This is a genomic window from Luteimonas sp. Soil_C_16, from assembly GCF_057657295.1.
The window spans coordinates 194,188-211,026 of sequence record NZ_JBDGIS010000001.1 but is presented as its reverse complement, the minus strand read 5'-3'; the positions used below and the strand labels follow the sequence as shown (position 1 = coordinate 211,026).

The following is a 16,839-nucleotide window of genomic DNA, read 5'->3' as shown; positions in this document are numbered from 1 at the left end:
TCAGGCCTCGCGCGGAACCGCCGCCGCCGATCGGGCCCGCAGGCGCAGTGCCACGTGCACCAGCAGGATCAGCACCGGCACTTCCACCAGGGGGCCGATCACGGCTGCGAACGCCACCGGTGACGCCAGACCGAACGCGGCGATGGCAACGGCGATCGCCAGCTCGAAATTATTGCCCGCGGCGGTGAACGCGATGGCCGTCGTGCGTGGATAGTCCTTGGCGATCAGCTTGCCCATCCAGAAACTGATGCCGAACTGGATCAGGAAGTAGAGCGTCAGCGGCACCGCGATTCGCACCACGTCCATCGGAATCCGCACCACGTCGGCGCCCTTGAGGCTGAACATCGCAACGATGGTGAAGAGCAGGGCGGCCAGCGTGATCGGGCTGATCTTCGGCAGGAAGCGCGTCTCGTACCAGCGCTCACCCTTGGCCCGGACCAGCCAGCGGCGTGTCAGGTAGCCGGCAAGAAACGGAATGCCCAGATACACCAGCACCGCCTGCGCAATGGTCCAGGTGCTGACGTCGACGACGCTGCCTTCCAGCCCGAACACCGGCGGCAGCCAGCTGAGGAAGAACCAGGCATAGACACTGAAGAACAGGATCTGGAACACGGAATTGAACGCGACCAGCCCGGCGACGTACTGGCTGTCGCCGCGGGCCAGCTGGTTCCACACCAGCACCATCGCGATGCAACGCGCCAGGCCGATCAGGATCAGGCCGGTCATGTAGTCCGGGTGGTCGCGCAAGAACAGCACCGCCAGCCCGAACATCAGGAACGGCCCGATCAGCCAGTTCTGCACCAGCGACAACGCGAGCACGCGCTTGTCGCGGAAGACGTTGGGCAGCTCGGCGTAGCGCACCTTGGCCAAGGGTGGATACATCATCAGGATCAGGCCGATCGCGATGGGCACGTTGGTGCTGCCCCAGCTGAGCGCATCGAGCGCGGCCGGCAGGCCGTCGAACAGCGTGCCGAGCGCGATGCCCAGGGCCATCGCCGCGAAGATCCACAGGGTGAGCCAGCGATCGAGGAACGACAGGCGACCGGGCGCAGGCGCGAGCGTGCTCATCCGACGTCGGCGATCGGTTCGAGCAGCACCTTGACCGCGGCCTTGTCGACCCAGACGTCATCGCGGATATCGAGAAACGCGCGCATGCGTTTCTGGATGATCGCGTGCGCCTGCGCGAATGCGGCGCGCTTGTCGGCGTCGCTGCCGGTCACCGCGGCGGGATCGAACAGGCCCCAGTGCACGCGCACGAAGTCGCCATGGACGATCGGGCAGCTCTCGTTGGCCGCGCTGTCGCAGACAGTGACGATCAGGTCCATCGGCGCGGCGGTCTCGGCCGAGAACGCGTCCCAGGACTTGCTGCGCAGGTTGTCGGTGGGAAAGCCCTCGCGCTCGAGCTGCGCGATCGCGAACGGGTTCACCTGGCCGGCCGGCTGGCTGCCGGCGCTGTAGGCCTCGTAACGGCCCACGCCCCAGGCGCGAAGCGTGGCTTCGGCCAGCACGCTGCGGGCAGAGTTGCCTGTGCACAGGAACAGGACGCGTCGGGTCATGGGTCGGCTCTCGGGTGGATTGCGTAACGGAACGGGTCAGGGCCCGCAGGCAGCGGACGGCGCGCAGTCGCCTGCGTCGTCGGCGCAGCAGTTCTCGGTGAGGTAGCCGACCAGTGCGTTCATCGCATCGAAATCGGCGCGGTAGCGGATGGTCCGGCCGCTCTGCGCGCCGCTCACCAGTCCGGCGGCGGTCAGCGCCTTGAGATGGAAGGACAGGGTGGCGCCGGGCAGGGCCAGCGCTTCGGCGATGTCGCCGGCCAGCTTGCCGGCGCGACCGGCCCGCACCAGCAGCCGGAAGACCGACAGGCGCGTGTCCTGGCCGAGGGCGGCGAGTGCGGAGGTTGCGGCTTTATGTTCCATGTTTCTAGAATAGTCGAACAATTATGACGGTCACAAGTCACCCGATGGCATCCGATCTGCCCAATCTCGATACCGACGCGTTCAAGCCCATCGACCCGGCTGCACTCGGCGTGCCGGCCGGCGGCCATCCGCCGCGCATCCTGATCCTCTACGGCTCGCTGCGCCCCGAGTCCTACAGCCGGAAGCTGGCGCTGGAGGCCCAGCGCCTGCTCGAACTGTTCGGCGCCGACACCCGGCTGTTCGATCCACACGACCTGCCGATGCTCGATTCGGTGCCGGCCACCCATCCGAAGGTGGAGGCGTTGCGCGCACTGTCGCTGTGGTCTGAGGGCCAGGTCTGGGTGAGCCCGGAGCGGATTTCCCGCTGCTGTCTCGCTGGCGCGTGACACGTCGGCGCTTCTGGAATACGCAGGCGGAAATGCGGAGGCGCTGCCTCACATTCGATTCCGGTCAATCGCGGCGCGCTCGATGCCGGCTCGGGAGCAGCCCGATCGCCGGTCTTCAAAAGGCGTGCCGGGATTATGGAAAGCGGATGTCAGGTCCCATCTTTCTGTGCGCCCTCGCAAGAAACAAAAGCTGAATAGAGCGTAAGGTGCAGCTGGGCCGCATGTCCGGCCGGAATGACGTAATCCAGATGGCCAGTGTCACCGCGCCTCCAGTCAGCCGAAATGCGCCTTCTTTCGACTGGATTTCCGATCTCTCCTGTTGGGAGGTGTCGGCCACGCATGAATCCTGCGAATTCGCGCTCTCGGATTTTCTCGAGCGAAGCAATCTCTCGCTCGCGCAGGCGTGGTACGTCTATTTCCGGCGTTGGTGCCGCGTTCGCCGGCTGGAGGCACTTGAGCTCTACGATGCCCGCGCGCTGCCAGCGTTCTGCGGCATCGAGATGGTGCTGCTGATGCGGCGGCGGGCGAGTAACGATTCCAACTGAAGACCGATCCCGGGCAGCTCTGCGTTCGAGGCCAAGGTCGAGATCACGGACGTTGACGACGCGCGATCCGCACACGCGAGGCCGGCGACCGCTCTGAAACGTGCGGGACACCCAGGACCACCAGACCGATATGGATGCAACGCCGCGCAGCCACCGTATCGGCGTCGGCAGCGCGACCGTCGTGCGCACCTCGTGCGCAGTGGGCGGGGTCAAGCCGGAAGCGACGCCGAGTCGGGTGGGTCTTCGGGTAAGACGTTCGCCAGCGGCGCCGCGATCAGTTCGACGAGTTCACACGTGACCGGTTCGTCACCCTTGTCTTCGATCCCGGTCTGGCGCATGGGCCCGCAGAATTTATCGGCCACCTCTGCAAGACGTTCCTCGAGCCAAGGTTTCGAATCGGACGAGATCAGAGACCGCATGGCATCGGCGGATCGGTCGAAGGTGGTTTGCAGGGTCTCGGGCGACGCGCTCAGGCGCGCCAGACGTTCGAGCTCTTCGTCCAGCTCGGCCAGCGACGCGGTTGCATAGTCTCGCGATTCCACGATGCCTCCCGATCTGGCTGCGCCAAGCCGCGCATTGGCGCACGCGCACTGCATCCGTGTCGTGACGCCATCTTCCCGGTGGGACGCTTGCGCGGCGCCAGGAAGCGTGAGCGGGCCCGCTACCTTGCGTGCCGCGTGTCGGCATTGTGCGCGAAGCCGGTTTGGGGCGCGCACCGAGTTCGATCCGCAAACGCGCTCGGCGTGCGGTTGTTCATGAACACGCCCGAGCCGGATTATCCGAAGTTGGACCCGCTGTCGGACTCGATTTCCACCGACTCGCCTTCGAAGTAGACCATGACACCCATAATGTGCAGCGGCATTTCGTCATCGCGACGGGCCGATTGCGAGCGGCGCATGGAGAATTCGAGTTCCGGGCGCAGGCGCAGCGGAACCTGGATGCGTCGCGGGCGTTTGCCCTGGGAATGCATGAAGAGGATCTGGCCTTCGATGTCGGTGAGCAGGCTCAAATCGAATCCTTGCCGCAGTTCCAAAAGGGGCGCGAATGATGGCGTCGCGTCGGGCCCGGGCGGCGCCAGACTGCCCAGGGCGAGCAGTGTCCGGATGTACGTCTCAGAAGCTGAGACGCGACTGGCCGTCCGATGGCGAGCGATCCGGCACGCGCGTGATCAGCGCTTCGGCAACGCGCCGTAGCGCGTCAGGTCGGGCGTCTTCGGCTTGGACGCGAACACGCGCGAGAACAGTTTGATCAAGGCCGGCCGGGTCGCCACCGCCAGCACGCGATGTAGCACCGTGATGCCGGCGCGCGTGCGGGGATGCAGCAGGCGGGGCCCGAACTTCGGAATGCCCTGGGCCTGGTCCACCATCGGACGCATGGCGCGTTCGTAAGCGTCGTAGGCGGCCCGCGCATCGTCTTGCAGGGCCAGCTCGCCGGCCAGCACGTACGCGCCCGTGACCGCGAGCGTGGCGCCGACACCGCCGAGCGGGGTCACGCACCAGGCGGCGTCGCCGAGCAGCACCACGCGTCCTTTTGACCAGCGCGGCATGCGCACCTGGCGCAGCACGTCGAAGTAGAAGTCGTCGGTGGTCGCCACATGCGCGAGCACGCGCGGCGTCTGCCAGCCGGCATCGGCGAAGCGTTCGCGCAGCCAGGCCTGCTGGCGTTCGCGCGGCCAGTCCTGCTCGCCGCCCGGCGGTTGCAGGGCGGTGAGTGTCGCGCGCGCGGTGCCGTAGGGATCTGGCCGCAGGCTCACGCTGCGCCGCTCGGTCGCGGTGTACCAGCGCCACAGCCGGTCGTCATCGGCCTGCCCGGGAATCGTGAAGTAGGCGCACAGCATGTCCATCCAGCGCGGGTCGTTCTCGCCCGGAAACACCAGCTCGCGCGTCGCCGAGCCGACGCCCTCGGCGATGAGCACGTGATCGAACCGTTCGGTGGTGCCGCTGTGGAAGGTCACGCGTACGCCCTCGGCGCTGTCGTCGAGGGCGGTGATCCAGTCGTCGAAACGGAAAGTGGCGTGCTGCTGCGCCGGCGCGTGAATCAGTTTCGCCAGATCGCCGCGCAGGATTTCCATTTCCGCCGTCGGGCCGTCTTCGCCGGGCGGTGCGACGACCTTGGCGACGATCCGGCCCTGTGCATCCACCCACGCCGTGCCGGTCTCGCCGGTGCCAGCATCGAGCGCGGCCTGTTCCAGATCCATGCGGCGCAGCACCTCACGACCGACGCCGCGGATGTCGACGTTCTGCCCGCCATCGCGGAAGGCCGGTGCACGCTCGACCACGGTGACGTCGAAGCCGGACCGGCCCAGCCACCACGCCGCGGTATTGCCGGCGATGCTGGCGCCGGTGATCAGGATGCGTCGCGTCATGGGGGTGCGTATCCGAGGCGGGAGGCGCCAGCATCCGCGGTGCTTCGGCTAGGCCCGGTGAGGGCGTGACCGGCGGCCTGGAACCGTCTGGCAATCGCCGGTCGCCGCGCTGCATCGCTGCAACGCCCTGTCCCCGGAAGTCGCCATGACCGATGGCAGGCGCTGCGCGCCGGGCGCGCGGCTAGCCTGCGCGTCGTTCCAAGGGGATCGAGGGAGAGGGGTGTGGGTCGAGGGTTCATCCGCCGCGTAACGGCCGCGCTCGCGCTCGCGTGCGCGCCTGCGTTCGCGGTCGAGATCGACGGGCGGATCGACCCCGACGAATGGACGGGCGCGCAGCACATCGTCGACTTCCGCAAGGTGCAGCCGCTGACCGGCGAACCCGGCTCGCTGCCCACCGAAGCCTGGGTGCTGGCGACGCCGGACGGCCTGGCCGTGGCGTTCCGCAACGTGCAGCCGCCCGAGGTGGCGCGCTCGCGGCAGAAGGTGCAGCGGGATTTCGACGAGCAGGTGGACCGGGTCAACGTCTTCGTCGATTTCGACGGCGACGGGCGCACCGGGTACGCGTTCACCGTGAGTGCGAGCGGTGGCATTGCCGACGAGATCATCACCAACCAGAACGATTTCAACAGCGACTGGGACGGACAGTGGCGCCACGCCGTGGCCGAGGACGACGACGGCTGGTCGGTCGAGCTGCTGATTCCCTGGCATACCGCGCCGATGCGCGACGGCGCGGACGGGCAGCGCACGCTCAAGGTGTTTCTCGCGCGCGTGATCGGCTCCACCGGCGAACGCATGGCCTGGCCGGTGGCGAGCTTCGAGCGCCCGCGCTTCCTGTCCGACTTCGCGCCGATCACCGTGCAGCAGTACAGCCAGTCGCTGCTCGCGGTCACGCCGTATGCGTCGGGCCTGTACGACAACGTGCGCAAGGGCCGGGACTTCAATGCCGGCATGGACGTGTTCTGGAAACCGAGCAGCCGCTTCCAGCTCGCCGCCACCGTGCATCCGGATTTCGGCCAGGTCGAGAGCGACGATCTGGTGGTGAACTTCAGCGCCACCGAAACCTTCATCAGCGACAAGCGGCCGTTCTTCACAGAAAACCAGGGCATCTTCGAGCTGACCACGCCGTCCGATTTCAGCCAGCAGCTCTACACCCGGCGCGTGGGCAGCACCGGCGACATCCAGGCGGCGGTCAAGTTCAACGGCAGCCTGGGTCGCGCGAATTACGGCGTGTTCGTGGCCGAGGAAGACGGCCCGACCGGACGCGCCTACCAGGCGCTGCGGCTGGTGCGCGATTTCAAATCGCAGAACCTGGGCGCGATGCTGACCCGCGTCGACGATCCGTTCCGCGCACGCGAAGCGACCGTGCTCGGCGTCGATCACAACTGGCGCCCGACCGCGCGCTGGAACGTGCGCACACGCCTGCTCGGCAGCCGCATCGAGCAGGCCGGTGACACCGAGCAGGATGTCGGCGCGACGCTGTGGGCCGACTACGAGATGGACGACGGTTGGCGCCAGCAGTGGATCGCCATGCACTTCGGCGACGCGCTGGAGATCAACGATTTCGGCTATCTGTCGCGCAACAGCACCAACTACCTGCACTGGGAAGTCCGCAAGCGCTTCACCGATCTGCCCGAGACCGCGCGCAATGCGTCCGTCGACTGGCGCTGGCGCATCAGCACCAGTCACAACGACCGCGGCGACAAGCTCAACGACCAGTTCCGCATGCGCCGCCAGAGCCAGCTGCGCAATGGCGGCACCGGCGACGCCCAGCTCGAAATCGAAAGCGCCGGCGTCAACGATCTGCTGCTGCGCGGCAACGGGCTGGTGAAGCTGCCGGAGAGCTTCAGCGCGACCTACGAGTACGAGCGCCCGCGCGAAGGCAACTGGGCGCCCGGGTACGGCGCCGAAGTCTTCAGCGGTGGCCTCGCCGGCAACGACGCGATCGGCTATGCGGGCTGGCTGGGCGGCACGTATTTCGTCAGCGATGCGTTCCGCCTGAACGCGGAAGTCGTCGCGATCCGGCGGCCGGACTGGCTGATCTGGCAGGGGCCGGTCGAACCCGGACTGGTCGGTGCGTTCGACGGTCGCGAAACACGGTTGAGCGCCGGCTTGGACTGGACGGTCGATGCCCGCCAGGAACTGCGCGTGAAGCTGCAGGCCATCGGCATCGGCGCGCGCGCCACCGGCGCGTGGCGTTTCGATCCGGCCGGCAACGCCATCGCGGGCACCGAGGCCATCGACGATTTCAACGTCCGCAATCTCGGCTTCCAGGTGCGCTACCGCTACGAACTGGCGCCGCTGTCGTATCTGTACGTGGTCTACGCGCGCGGCGGCTTCGCGCGCCAGCCGGGCAGCGACGGCGTCGGCGACGCTCTGTTCGACAGCCTGTCGCTGCGCGACGACGAACAGCTGGCGGTGAAGCTGAGCTACCGCTTCGAGCTGTAGCGCGCATCGCGAGCCGGGCGCGCCGCGTCTCAGCCGCTGAGGCGGCCACCGGCCACGCTGCGGCCATGGAATGGCAGACCAACCCCTTGCTGCGGGAAGAGATCGGCGTGGCGCGGCGCGTGCCGCGCTCGATTCCGCTGCTCTACGACTGGCGCGAGTGCGCCGGCGTCACGATGCTGATGTGGAAGGGCAAAACGGTGGGCGCGGTGTATCCGGGCGGGCGCTACTGGCTCAGGTGGCGGCGCAGGGAATACGTCGGCACCGCGGCGTCGCCGGCGCAGGCCAAGCGGTTCATGGCCCGCTGGATCGGCGCACGTCGCCACACCGCGCCGCTGCTGGACGAAGACCTGCCGCCGAAGGCGCTGGTGCCGCTGGAGGTGTTCCTGCGCGAGTACGAGGCGAGCGGGTATTGAGCGCGCACGGGCCGGCGCGCCGCCTCAACCCGCGGATGCGACCAGCGGTGCCTCGGATTTCGTCGGGTAACTCAGCAGCCACAGCAGCACGAGCAGGCCGCCGACCGGCGCCAGGCTGATGAGTTGCCACCACGGGCTGAAACCGGCATCGCGCAGGCGCCGGGTGCAGGCCGCGATCCAGGGCAGCAGCACGACCAGCGATGCGAGCTGCAACGGCAGCGGGCCGGTCGCCTCGCCGAGCAGACCGGCGAGCGCCAGCACCATCGTCACCGCGAGCGCGAACCACCAGAAGTCCGCGCGCCCGGTGGTGCCGGTGAACTCCAGGCCGCGCAGCACGCCGTCGCGCATCGCCGCGATCGCGGGTTGGCCGGGTGCGGGCGTGCCCAGCAACAGGCGCTCGGCTGGCACTTCGAACACGGCTGCGAGGGCGCGCAGGGATTCGGTCGACACCTTCGCCCCGGATTCGAGCCGCTGGATGGTCCGCAGGTTCAGGCCGCTGAGCTCGGCCAGTTGCTCTTGCGACCAGCGGCGGCCGGTCCGCAGCTCGCGGAGGTAAACGCTGTCGATCTGCATGGCTGCCTCGCTCGTGGATCCCGGATGGCGCCCATCATCCCGCCGCCGCGCGGCATCGCGCTACGACCCGGAGGCGACACGGGGCCGACATTCGGCCGCCACGGGGCCAGGGCGCTGTGGAGTCCGGGCGTCATCCAGGCGGGGCCCAGGGCGGCGGTGTCGTGGGAACGGGCATCGCGCAGATCGGTACGCCGCGCGCGCGGGACTATGCGCCTGCTTTAGGCGTACTGTGCTGAATGAGCGCTCGGGGCATCCGCCGGATGGACTCGTTGCGCCTCGACCCGCGGGGGTGGTCCAGTGACATTGCAGATGTTCAAGCCCGTCCCCTCGTCGGCGCTGCAACCCGATGCAGAGAATGCGAGCGAGCGGTTCACGCGCGCGCTGGTTGCCCTCACGCGCCAGGTCTGGAGCCCCGAGTGCACGTTCGAGACGGCCATCGGCGCGATCTGCCAGACCGCGGCCAGCGCGCTGCAGATCGAGCGGGTGAGCGTGTGGAACTACGAGGCCACCGCGTCCTGCCTGCGCTGCCTGCACGTCTACGACGCGAAGTCGGGCCTCAGCGCCCCGTTCGACGCGCTGGAAACGCTGCCGCTCGACGAGGACGATTACATCGCGCCGTTCAAGGATGTACGGACACTGGAAGTAGACGAATTGCAGCGCGATGCCGAGATGGCGCGTTCGCATCTCGCGCTGCGCGATTACCTGCAACGCCACCGCATCCATGGTGTGCTCGACGCGCCGGCCTTCGTCGGTGGCGAGCTGCAGGGCGTCATCTGCCATGAAAGTCTGGAGGGCGCACGCACCTGGTCGCCCGAAGAAACCACGTTCGCCGCGAGCATGGGCGATTACGTGGCGATGGCGTTCGAGATCGCCCGGCGCCGACGGGCCGAGGCCGAGGTGGAGCATCTGCGGCTCCATGACGGCGCGACCGGTCTGCCGAACCGCGACTACATGACCGAGCTGATCCGGCAGCGCTTTCTGGGTGGCCCGCTTCGCAAGAACGAGATCCTCGCCATCGTGCACGTGCAGATGGACGTGAGCCGAGGGGTGGCCTGGTCGCCAGGTGCGCCGAGTGTGGACGAGGTGATGGGGCGCGTCGCGCAGATCCTGCGTTCCTTGATGGGCAACGACACCGAGCTCGCGCGGACCAGCGCCGAGGGATTCAGTTTCCTGGTCAGCACCCACCCGGCGAAGCGGACCGTGATCCGTCTGGCCGAGTCCATCCTCACGACGCTCGAGTCGATGGACTGGCACCACGCCGATGTCGATCCGGGTGCGAGCATCGGCATCGCGGTGGCCGAGCAGGCCGTTGCCGAGGATGCCCTGCTGCTGTTGCAGCAGGGCGAAGAGGCCGCCGCGCAGGCGCGCGCAGCCGGTCGGTTCGGCTACGCGATCTACGACACCGAACACCATGCCTCGCTGGTGGAGGCGTTGCGCTTCGAGCGCGCCTTGCGTGACGGATTCGCCAACGGCGAGTTCGAGCTGCACTACCAGCCCGAATACGACGCAGGACACGGCCGGTGGGTGGCGGCCGAAGCGCTGTTGCGCTGGCGCTCGGGAGAGCAGCTGCGTGTGGCAGGCGAATTCATCGGGGTCCTGGAGCCGTCCCGCCTGATGGTGAACGTCGGACGCTGGGTGTTGCGTCAGGCCTGTCAGGATGCGACGACCTGGCCGGCCAACACGGCAGGCGCCGCGCCGAGCGTGCGGGTGAATGTGTCGGCACGACAGTTCGACGAATCCGGTCTGCTGGAGGACGTGCAGGCCGCGTTGGACGCGTCGGGGCTTGATCCCGCACGACTGAGTCTGGAACTCACCGAAACCACGCTCATGCGCGACATCGACCATGCACTCGACATCCTGCGGCCTTTGCGAGAGATGGGCGTGCAGGTGGCGATCGACGATTTCGGGACGGGGTATGCCTCGCTGGTCTACCTCAAGCGCCTGCCCGTGGATGCGCTGAAGATCGACCGCAGCTTCGTGGAAGGCATGCCCGACAGCGCGGCGGATCTGGCCATCGTGCGGGCGGTGGTCGGCCTCGCCGCCGCGTTCGAAATCGAGGTCATCGCGGAAGGTGTCGAGACCCAGGCGCAGGCCGCTTCGCTGGCGGCCGCCGGGGTGCATCGCCTGCAGGGCTGGCTGTACGGCAAGGCGATGCCGAATGCGGCGCTGTGTCAGGTGCTGAAGGCCCCCGTGGAATCGGAGTCGCTGCCGTCCCGGTGAGGCGGCCGCGGACCGGCGCGCAGAAATTCGTAACGAAAGCCAGGCGTCAATGAACCCATGATCGACGCGCGTCGGACGAACCGTGTGCAGGCAGTCCGGCGCCTATCCATTGCGCAATGTGGAACACCAGGCAGACGAAGCCGACGGTAAGGCGGTGTTCTCCGTAGCGGCCACGACGGCCGCTCTACGATGCCGGGCGCCTCGAGCGCCCGGCTGGAAGCAACGGGTGATGACGTGCCTGATACATACAACTGGCTGCTGGACATCCCGTTCTGGGAAGCGAGCCCCATGGGCCGCGAGTCGAAGACGTTCGCACTGGAGGACTTTCTGGCGCGGAGCAATCGGCCCCCGGGTCGGGCCTGGGCGGCGCATTTCAGGCGCTGGTGTTGTCTGCGACGCGCCGACACCCTGGAACTTTACGAGGCACGCTCGATCGGCCGGGTGCATGGGGTGGAGATGCTGATCGTCACGCGCTACCGGGCGAACCACACGCCCAGCCCGGGGCAGTCGATCAACTGAGGTCGGAGATCAGACAACACCTGATCGCAACGCCTGCGCGTTTACGGTGGCGCCCTCTGCGAGCCCCGCTCGCGATCGCAGGATCCCGCCATGCCAGAGCCGACCATGACCGCCATCGCCATCCGGGGTGGCACGGGGGACGCCGCCGCGTTGCATCCGGTGCGGCGGCCACGGCCGGTGCCCGCAGACGGCGAAGTGCTCATCCGCGTGCGCGCGGCAGGCGTCAATCGCCCGGACATCGCCCAGCGCGGCGGCACCTATCCGCCCCCACCCGGCGCACCCGACACGCTGGGGCTGGAAGTCTCGGGTGAAATCGTGCGTGGCGCTGGGCGTTGGCAGGAAGGCGATCGCGTCTGCGCGCTGCTGGGCGGGGGCGGCTATGCCGAGTACGCCGTGGCCGATGCGCGCCACGTGCTGCCGATCCCGGACGGCCTCGACTGGGCGCATGCCGCGGCGCTGCCGGAAACGGTGTTCACCGTCTACGCCAACGTGTTCGAACACGGCGCGCTGCAGCCGGGCGAATGGCTGCTGGTGCATGGCGCGACCTCGGGCATCGGCGTGGCCGCGATCCAGATGGCCAAGGCCGCCGGCGCACACGTGCTGGCGAGCAGCCGCGGCGCCGACAAGGCGGCGCGGACCCGTGCACTCGGCGCGGACGTGTCCGTCGATACCTCGACGATGGAGTTCGGTGCGATCGCGAAGGAGCACGGCGGCATCGACGTGGCGCTGGACATGGTCGGCGCGCCGACGTTCGACGCCACGCTGGACGCGCTGAATCCGAAAGGCCGCATCGTCTACATCGCGGCGCTCGGCGGTCCCGTGCTGCAGGTGCCGGTGATGAAGATCATGCAGAAGCAGGCCGTGCTCACCGGCTCCACCTTGCGTCCGCGCAGCGCCGACGAGAAAGCGCGCCTGGCCGTCGCCGTCGAGCGCATCGTCTGGCCGTGGATCGCCGACGGACGCGTCAATGCGATCATCGATCGCAGGTTCCCGCTGACCGAAGCTGCCGCCGCGCACGCGTATCTCGAAAGCGGCGAGCACTTCGGCAAGGTCGTGCTGGAGGTCGCATGAGCGCGACGCTCGCCGGGTTTCCCGTCGGCGCGATCGACGCGCACTGGGTCACGCTCGACGACGACGTGATGGGCGGCCACTCCCGCAGCCGCGTCGAGGTACGTGCGGGCGTGCTGCACTTCAGCGGCGCCACGTCGCTGGAGGACAACGGCGGCTTCGCCTCGACCCGCGCCCGCGGCGCGTTCGATCTCCACGGCGCGACCGCGATGCGGCTGCGCGTCCGCGGCGATGGCCGCGCCTACCAGCTGCGCATCGCCACCGATGCACGCCATCGCGGTTCGAACGTGTCCTGGCGTGGCGACTTCGAGACCCGCGCCGGCGACTGGATCGAAGCGGACGTCGCGTTCGCCGACATGCAGCCGACGTATCGCGGCACCGTGCTCGACGGTCCGACGCTGGATCTGTCGAAGGTCGAAGAAATCGGATTGCTGATCGGCGATGGCCAGGCCGGTGACTTCGCGCTGGACGTCGCGTGGATCAGGCCGGTGGCCGGATAGCAGAGCAGCGCTGGCAACGGTGGCGCAGCATTGATGCTGACGATCGTCACGTTCGTCGGGCGCACCCGGAAGGTTTCGTGCCTGCCGTGCAGAGAATGACGACGCGCATGACGCGATCGACATCGATGCGGTCCAGCTGAAATTTCGGTGGCTTTAGAGCTGCAGATGTTCCGCGCCAGCACCGGACGCCATCGCAAGCGTCCGAGGCGGTCGCGTGATGCACGACCGGGGCACGAATAGCCCTCCGTGACCTTCGGCACTGCATGATGACTACATCTGTAGTCAACATGCGCGTCGTTGATCGGACAGGAAATTCGAATGCGCATCCTTCTTGCGACCGCGATTCTGTGTTTTGCCGCCTCGGGCATCCCTGCAGCGAATGCGGCGCAGGTCTCCGATGCGCTCGCGACCATCGAATCGAAAGCGGCGGCCTCGCACTCGGACGCGGTTCTGGTCCTGCGTGGCGATACGGTGCTGTTCGAAGCATCCGCGGCCGCAGAACCGGTGGCACTGATGTCCGCCACGAAATCGATCGTCGCACTGGCGATCGGGCTGCTGATCGAGGATGGAAAGCTGGGCTCCATCGACCAGCCGGTCAGCACCGTGTATCCCGAATGGGCGCAGGGCCGAAAGCGTGGGATCACGATCCGGATGCTGCTCGACCACACGTCTGGCCTGCAGAACGTGCCGAACGCGGGTGTCGAGCTCGAAGGTGCACCGGATCTCGTGCAGCTCGCGTTGGCAGCGGAGCTGACGAGCGCGCCCGGCACGACCTTCGCCTACAACAACAAGGCGACGAATCTGCTGACAGGCATCGTCGGCGCGCTGGCTGGTGAGCCGATCGACCGCTACGTCGACGCGCGGATGTTCGCACCAATGGGCATCACCGATTACACCTGGATGCGCGATGCCGCGGGCACACCGATGGGCATGGCCGGGCTCGCCCTGTCGGCCCGCGATCTCGCCAGACTCGGGCGTCTGATTCTGGACAAGGGCATCGCGCCTGATGGCCGACGCATTCTGGGCGAGGATTTCATCGCGATGCTGACAGCGGAAAGCGCGCGTTCACCTGAGGTCGGCCTGCTGTGGTGGCGACATGCCGCGTGGGAGCGCTACACGCTGAACGACGAGGCGCGCGCCTTCCTGGCGGACAAGGCCGTCGCGCCGGATGTGCGCGATGCACTGCTCGCCACCGCCGGCATGCAGTTCGGCAGTCGGATCGCGCTGACGGATTTCCTGGCGCAGCGACTCGGGCCGACGTGGCCGGCGCGATACGGCGAAGAGATCACCGGACGCGGCATTCGCCTCACCGACATGTTCACGCAAGCCCGTGGGCCGGTACGTGCCTACGCCGCGAACGGCTATCTGGGCCAGCACCTGGTGATCGTGCCTGCCCAGGACATCGTGGCGGTGCGGCTCATCCATCGACGGGAGACGCATGCGTTTCCCGGCGACGACTACGCGGATTTCGTCGGCGATATCCTGCGTCTCGCGGATGCCGTGGAGGCGGACATGCCTGAAGCCTGAGGGCGCACGATCAGCCGGACGCGTCCGTGTGCGCACTGCGTTCTGCGTACCAGTCCGCATACGGCGAATTCTTGGCCAGATGCCGGTTGTAGTCCGGCGTGCCATCGCGCCACCACACGGGGCCGCGTTCGCCGAGTGCGTGCTTCGCGACGTCCACGTCGCGACGCGCCTGCGTCAGGGCAGTGGCGTCATCCGCCTGCTTCGCGTCTTTCACCGCACGCCGCGCATCCATCAGCGCATCGACCAGGCGCTGGCGTTCCGCCTCCGGCAGCCCGGGATTGCTCGCGCGCCACAGCCGACCGCGCACGATGAGATAGCGGCCGTCAGGTGTGAGCAGTTGCGGCATGCGATGTGTGCGTGATGCGGTGACGCGCGAGTCTAGACACAGGTCGCGTGTGCGCTGCGCATGTGCGCTTCACGGCATGCGAAGGTCTGCGCCGCGAGGATCGGTGTTCCGGGCCGCCGATGTGCGCGGCCGTCATGTACGAGGTCTGCATGTCCCAGCCGACACCCGCTGCGCTTCCACCCGCCGCCATCGCGAAGGCGCTGGCCATCGCCATCGCCATCGTCTCGACCGCATTGCTCGTCGCGTGCTCGCCGGCCGACGACGCAGCCGAACCGGCGGCCGATGTGCCTGCAGTTGCGCCGACGCCGACGGCTGCCGACGAGGTCGCACCCGAGCCTGCCGCACCTGCGCCCGTGGCCCCGGGCGGCACCGTGGGCGGCGATGGATCGGAGATCGTGCTCGACACCTTGACCGAAGCCGACGTGACCGGCGCGAATCTCCAGGGTGAGCTCGCCTGCAGTTTCTCCGAAGACGGCCAGCCGCCGCTGCTGCACGCGGTGGGCGTCGTCGGGTCGCAGGATCCCGCGCAGGGCGTCGTGAAAGTTGCCGGCTATGTCGAACCGGTGCGTGCGCCTGGCGGCTTCGACGGGATGACGCAGAACCCGACGTTCACCGGTCAGGGCAAGACGATCCGCATCGAAGAAACCGGCGCGGCGATCGGCGGTGGCGAATCGCCGCCGCGTCCGGCCACGCTGACCTATCTGCGCGCCGATGGCGCGAGCCGCACCCTCGAAGGTCGCTGGCAGTGCGGGCCCTGATGCCGCGGTGATAGCACCGCGAATGTCATGCAGCACATCCGGGCAGCTTCGGCTGCCCGGATGGCGTCAATGATTGTGACGCAGGCAGAACGCGAGGATCAGTGCGGAGGCATCAGGGCCCTTGGCATCGGTGTGGCTGCCTGACGGATCGCCGCCGCTCCACGCATGACCGGCGCCCGTGATCAGCACATGCTCGACGCGGACGTGGCCTTCGGCGTCGACGAACGCGGTGTGCGTGCATTCGCGGCCGTTGATCTTCGTGGTGTCCGACACCTCCGCGCGCAGCGGTGGAACCGTCGCGGTGCCGGCGGTCGCATCGGCCACGATCGCGCTGCCGTTGTCGGGCCGCACGGTGTGGTCGGCCGTGCCGTGGATGACGATGGTCGGCACGCGCCGCGCATCTGCCCCGGTCCGCGTTTCGGGCCGCGTGCTGCGGCCCTGCATCGCGGCGAATGCGCCGGGCACGTCGGTCGCCGCGGCAAAAGGCAGACCCGAATGCGCGCCGACGGCGGCGAACTTTTCGGGATACGTGCGACCGAGAATCACCGCCATGGCCGCGCCGGCGGACAGTCCGGCGACGTAGACGCGGCGCATGTCCACGCGGTGACGGCTGGCGATGTCGTCGACGATGCCGGCCAGGATGGACGGTTCGCCGGCATCACGCGCCTGGTCTTCGCTGCGGAACCAGTTCCAGCATTTCTGTCCGTTGTCGCGCGCGGTCTGCGCCGGGTACGCCACGATCACACCGTGCGCATCGGCAAGGGCGTTCATACGCGTGCCGGCCGCGAAGTCCGCGGGTGTCTGCGTGCAGCCGTGCAGCATCATCATCAGCGGCGCGGCGGCAGCATCGGCCGCAGCGAGCGCCGGCGGCACATACAGGGTGTAGCTGCGCGTGCCGGCGTGGTTGCTGTAACTGTGCTCGGTGGTCGTGCCGCGCGCGGTGCGTGTCGTCGGCTCGGCGCCATGCAGGCGCGTGTTCGGCCGATCGGGGCCCGAGGTCTCGTCGTGCGCAGGTGATGCCTGCGCGGAAGCGGCTTCCGGCGACAGGAGGCCGGCCTGCTGCAGGGCGTCCTGGATCGTCTTCTGCACGCCGGTCGCATTGCCATCGGCGCGGATACCCGCCGATGACAGCGCATCCTGGATCGTGGTCTGGATCTGCTGCGCACCGGCAGTGCCGCGGTCGAGCACGGATTTCGGGACCAGTGTGGCCATCGCCGGCGCATGCCGACGGAACAGGGAGCTGAAGGATTTCAAGAGA

Annotated in this window: 18 protein-coding genes and 1 pseudogene; 10 read left to right on the top strand and 9 right to left on the bottom strand. The window is 68.1% G+C overall.

Annotation, left to right across the window (positions count from 1 at the left end):
• Genes arsB through AC3A5T_RS00990 form a run of 3 tightly spaced genes read right to left on the bottom strand, consistent with a single transcriptional unit; the run spans nt 1 to nt 1,916 of the window.
• Nucleotides 1-1,068 carry an ACR3 family arsenite efflux transporter gene (gene arsB / locus AC3A5T_RS01000; RefSeq protein WP_487626954.1) on the bottom strand — a complete coding sequence of 356 codons (1,068 nt, stop codon included), beginning with the start codon at nt 1,066-1,068 and terminating at the stop codon, nt 1-3.
• Nucleotides 1,065-1,556: an arsenate reductase ArsC gene (locus tag AC3A5T_RS00995; RefSeq protein WP_487626953.1), complete on the bottom strand. Its 492-nt coding sequence runs from the start codon at nt 1,554-1,556 to the stop codon at nt 1,065-1,067. The genes arsB and AC3A5T_RS00995 overlap by 4 nt, the downstream gene beginning before the upstream one ends.
• 36 nt (nt 1,557-1,592) lie before the next feature.
• Nucleotides 1,593-1,916, bottom strand: coding sequence for an ArsR/SmtB family transcription factor (locus AC3A5T_RS00990; RefSeq protein WP_487626952.1), 324 nt, complete (start codon nt 1,914-1,916; stop codon nt 1,593-1,595).
• A gap of 44 nt (nt 1,917-1,960) precedes the next feature.
• Here AC3A5T_RS00990 and AC3A5T_RS00985 point away from each other — a divergent pair.
• Both AC3A5T_RS00985 and AC3A5T_RS00980 read left to right on the top strand, forming a co-directional pair.
• Nucleotides 1,961-2,272 (top strand): annotated as a pseudogene (locus tag AC3A5T_RS00985) (NAD(P)H-dependent oxidoreductase); the annotation flags it as partial.
• A 278-nt stretch (nt 2,273-2,550) separates the two neighbouring features.
• A complete protein-coding gene (locus tag AC3A5T_RS00980) occupies nt 2,551-2,847 on the top strand; it encodes a hypothetical protein (protein WP_487626951.1) in 297 nt (98 codons plus the stop codon).
• 209 nt (nt 2,848-3,056) lie between these two features.
• Here AC3A5T_RS00980 and AC3A5T_RS00975 read toward each other — a convergent pair whose 3' ends face one another.
• The 3 genes from AC3A5T_RS00975 to AC3A5T_RS00965 form a co-directional block, all read right to left on the bottom strand.
• Nucleotides 3,057-3,389 carry a hypothetical protein gene (locus AC3A5T_RS00975; protein ID WP_487626950.1) on the bottom strand — a complete coding sequence of 111 codons (333 nt, stop codon included), beginning with the start codon at nt 3,387-3,389 and terminating at the stop codon, nt 3,057-3,059.
• 233 nt (nt 3,390-3,622) lie between these two features.
• On the bottom strand, nt 3,623-3,856 hold the full coding sequence (locus tag AC3A5T_RS00970) for a hypothetical protein (RefSeq protein WP_487626949.1): 234 nt from the start codon (nt 3,854-3,856) through the stop codon (nt 3,623-3,625).
• Between the two features lie 159 nt (nt 3,857-4,015).
• Nucleotides 4,016-5,212: an FAD-dependent monooxygenase gene (locus AC3A5T_RS00965; protein ID WP_487626948.1), complete on the bottom strand. Its 1,197-nt coding sequence runs from the start codon at nt 5,210-5,212 to the stop codon at nt 4,016-4,018.
• Between the two features lie 222 nt (nt 5,213-5,434).
• Here AC3A5T_RS00965 and AC3A5T_RS00960 point away from each other — a divergent pair, with 222 nt between their 5' ends.
• The gene (locus AC3A5T_RS00960) at nt 5,435-7,657 is read left to right on the top strand and encodes a DUF5916 domain-containing protein (protein WP_487626947.1); all 2,223 of its coding nucleotides are present in this window, start codon (nt 5,435-5,437) and stop codon (nt 7,655-7,657) included.
• 65 nt (nt 7,658-7,722) lie between these two features.
• Nucleotides 7,723-8,070, top strand: a complete 348-nt coding sequence (locus AC3A5T_RS00955; RefSeq protein WP_487626946.1) for a hypothetical protein — start codon at nt 7,723-7,725, stop codon at nt 8,068-8,070.
• Between the two features lie 24 nt (nt 8,071-8,094).
• Here the strand turns inward: AC3A5T_RS00955 and AC3A5T_RS00950 are convergent, their stop codons facing one another.
• Nucleotides 8,095-8,643, bottom strand: a complete 549-nt coding sequence (locus tag AC3A5T_RS00950) for a DUF805 domain-containing protein (RefSeq protein WP_487626945.1) — start codon at nt 8,641-8,643, stop codon at nt 8,095-8,097.
• Nucleotides 8,644-8,952: 309 nt separating this feature from the next.
• Between AC3A5T_RS00950 and AC3A5T_RS00945 the strand changes: the two genes are divergently transcribed.
• The 5 genes from AC3A5T_RS00945 (at nt 8,953) to AC3A5T_RS00925 (ending at nt 14,477) form a co-directional block, all read left to right on the top strand.
• Nucleotides 8,953-10,863, top strand: a complete 1,911-nt coding sequence (locus AC3A5T_RS00945; RefSeq protein WP_487626944.1) for a putative bifunctional diguanylate cyclase/phosphodiesterase — start codon at nt 8,953-8,955, stop codon at nt 10,861-10,863.
• Nucleotides 10,864-11,052: 189 nt separating this feature from the next.
• Entirely contained in the window at nt 11,053-11,382 is a 330-nt protein-coding gene (locus AC3A5T_RS00940; protein WP_487626943.1) for a hypothetical protein, read from the top strand.
• Nucleotides 11,383-11,472: 90 nt separating this feature from the next.
• The gene (locus tag AC3A5T_RS00935; protein ID WP_487626942.1) at nt 11,473-12,453 is read left to right on the top strand and encodes an NAD(P)H-quinone oxidoreductase; all 981 of its coding nucleotides are present in this window, start codon (nt 11,473-11,475) and stop codon (nt 12,451-12,453) included.
• A complete protein-coding gene (locus tag AC3A5T_RS00930) occupies nt 12,450-12,950 on the top strand; it encodes a CIA30 family protein (protein WP_487626941.1) in 501 nt (166 codons plus the stop codon). Before AC3A5T_RS00935 ends, AC3A5T_RS00930 begins: the two co-directional genes overlap by 4 nt.
• A 318-nt stretch (nt 12,951-13,268) precedes the next feature.
• A complete protein-coding gene (locus tag AC3A5T_RS00925) occupies nt 13,269-14,477 on the top strand; it encodes a serine hydrolase domain-containing protein (protein ID WP_487626940.1) in 1,209 nt (402 codons plus the stop codon).
• A gap of 10 nt (nt 14,478-14,487) precedes the next feature.
• Here AC3A5T_RS00925 and AC3A5T_RS00920 read toward each other — a convergent pair whose 3' ends face one another.
• Entirely contained in the window at nt 14,488-14,823 is a 336-nt protein-coding gene (locus tag AC3A5T_RS00920; RefSeq protein ID WP_487626939.1) for a hypothetical protein, read from the bottom strand.
• A gap of 149 nt (nt 14,824-14,972) precedes the next feature.
• On the opposite strand from AC3A5T_RS00920, the gene AC3A5T_RS00915 reads away from it, so the two are divergent.
• Entirely contained in the window at nt 14,973-15,581 is a 609-nt protein-coding gene (locus AC3A5T_RS00915; protein ID WP_487626938.1) for a hypothetical protein, read from the top strand.
• A 66-nt stretch (nt 15,582-15,647) separates the two neighbouring features.
• Here AC3A5T_RS00915 and AC3A5T_RS00910 read toward each other — a convergent pair whose 3' ends face one another.
• Nucleotides 15,648-16,793, bottom strand: a complete 1,146-nt coding sequence (locus AC3A5T_RS00910) for an extracellular catalytic domain type 1 short-chain-length polyhydroxyalkanoate depolymerase (protein WP_487626937.1) — start codon at nt 16,791-16,793, stop codon at nt 15,648-15,650.
• Nucleotides 16,794-16,839 lie beyond the last annotated feature (46 nt).

Coding starts and splice junctions, on each gene's coding strand:
- arsB (WP_487626954.1), bottom strand. CDS start 1,068: ATGAGCACGCTCGCGCCTGCGCCCGGTCGCCTGTCGTTCCTCGATCGC.
- AC3A5T_RS00995 (WP_487626953.1), bottom strand. CDS start 1,556: ATGACCCGACGCGTCCTGTTCCTGTGCACAGGCAACTCTGCCCGCAGC.
- AC3A5T_RS00990 (WP_487626952.1), bottom strand. CDS start 1,916: ATGGAACATAAAGCCGCAACCTCCGCACTCGCCGCCCTCGGCCAGGAC.
- AC3A5T_RS00980 (WP_487626951.1), top strand. CDS start 2,551: ATGGCCAGTGTCACCGCGCCTCCAGTCAGCCGAAATGCGCCTTCTTTC.
- AC3A5T_RS00965 (WP_487626948.1), bottom strand. CDS start 5,212: ATGACGCGACGCATCCTGATCACCGGCGCCAGCATCGCCGGCAATACC.
- AC3A5T_RS00955 (WP_487626946.1), top strand. CDS start 7,723: ATGGAATGGCAGACCAACCCCTTGCTGCGGGAAGAGATCGGCGTGGCG.
- AC3A5T_RS00950 (WP_487626945.1), bottom strand. CDS start 8,643: ATGCAGATCGACAGCGTTTACCTCCGCGAGCTGCGGACCGGCCGCCGC.
- AC3A5T_RS00945 (WP_487626944.1), top strand. CDS start 8,953: ATGTTCAAGCCCGTCCCCTCGTCGGCGCTGCAACCCGATGCAGAGAAT.
- AC3A5T_RS00940 (WP_487626943.1), top strand. CDS start 11,053: ATGCCGGGCGCCTCGAGCGCCCGGCTGGAAGCAACGGGTGATGACGTG.
- AC3A5T_RS00935 (WP_487626942.1), top strand. CDS start 11,473: ATGCCAGAGCCGACCATGACCGCCATCGCCATCCGGGGTGGCACGGGG.
- AC3A5T_RS00930 (WP_487626941.1), top strand. CDS start 12,450: ATGAGCGCGACGCTCGCCGGGTTTCCCGTCGGCGCGATCGACGCGCAC.
- AC3A5T_RS00925 (WP_487626940.1), top strand. CDS start 13,269: ATGCGCATCCTTCTTGCGACCGCGATTCTGTGTTTTGCCGCCTCGGGC.
- AC3A5T_RS00920 (WP_487626939.1), bottom strand. CDS start 14,823: ATGCCGCAACTGCTCACACCTGACGGCCGCTATCTCATCGTGCGCGGT.
- AC3A5T_RS00915 (WP_487626938.1), top strand. CDS start 14,973: ATGTCCCAGCCGACACCCGCTGCGCTTCCACCCGCCGCCATCGCGAAG.
- AC3A5T_RS00910 (WP_487626937.1), bottom strand. CDS start 16,793: ATGGCCACACTGGTCCCGAAATCCGTGCTCGACCGCGGCACTGCCGGT.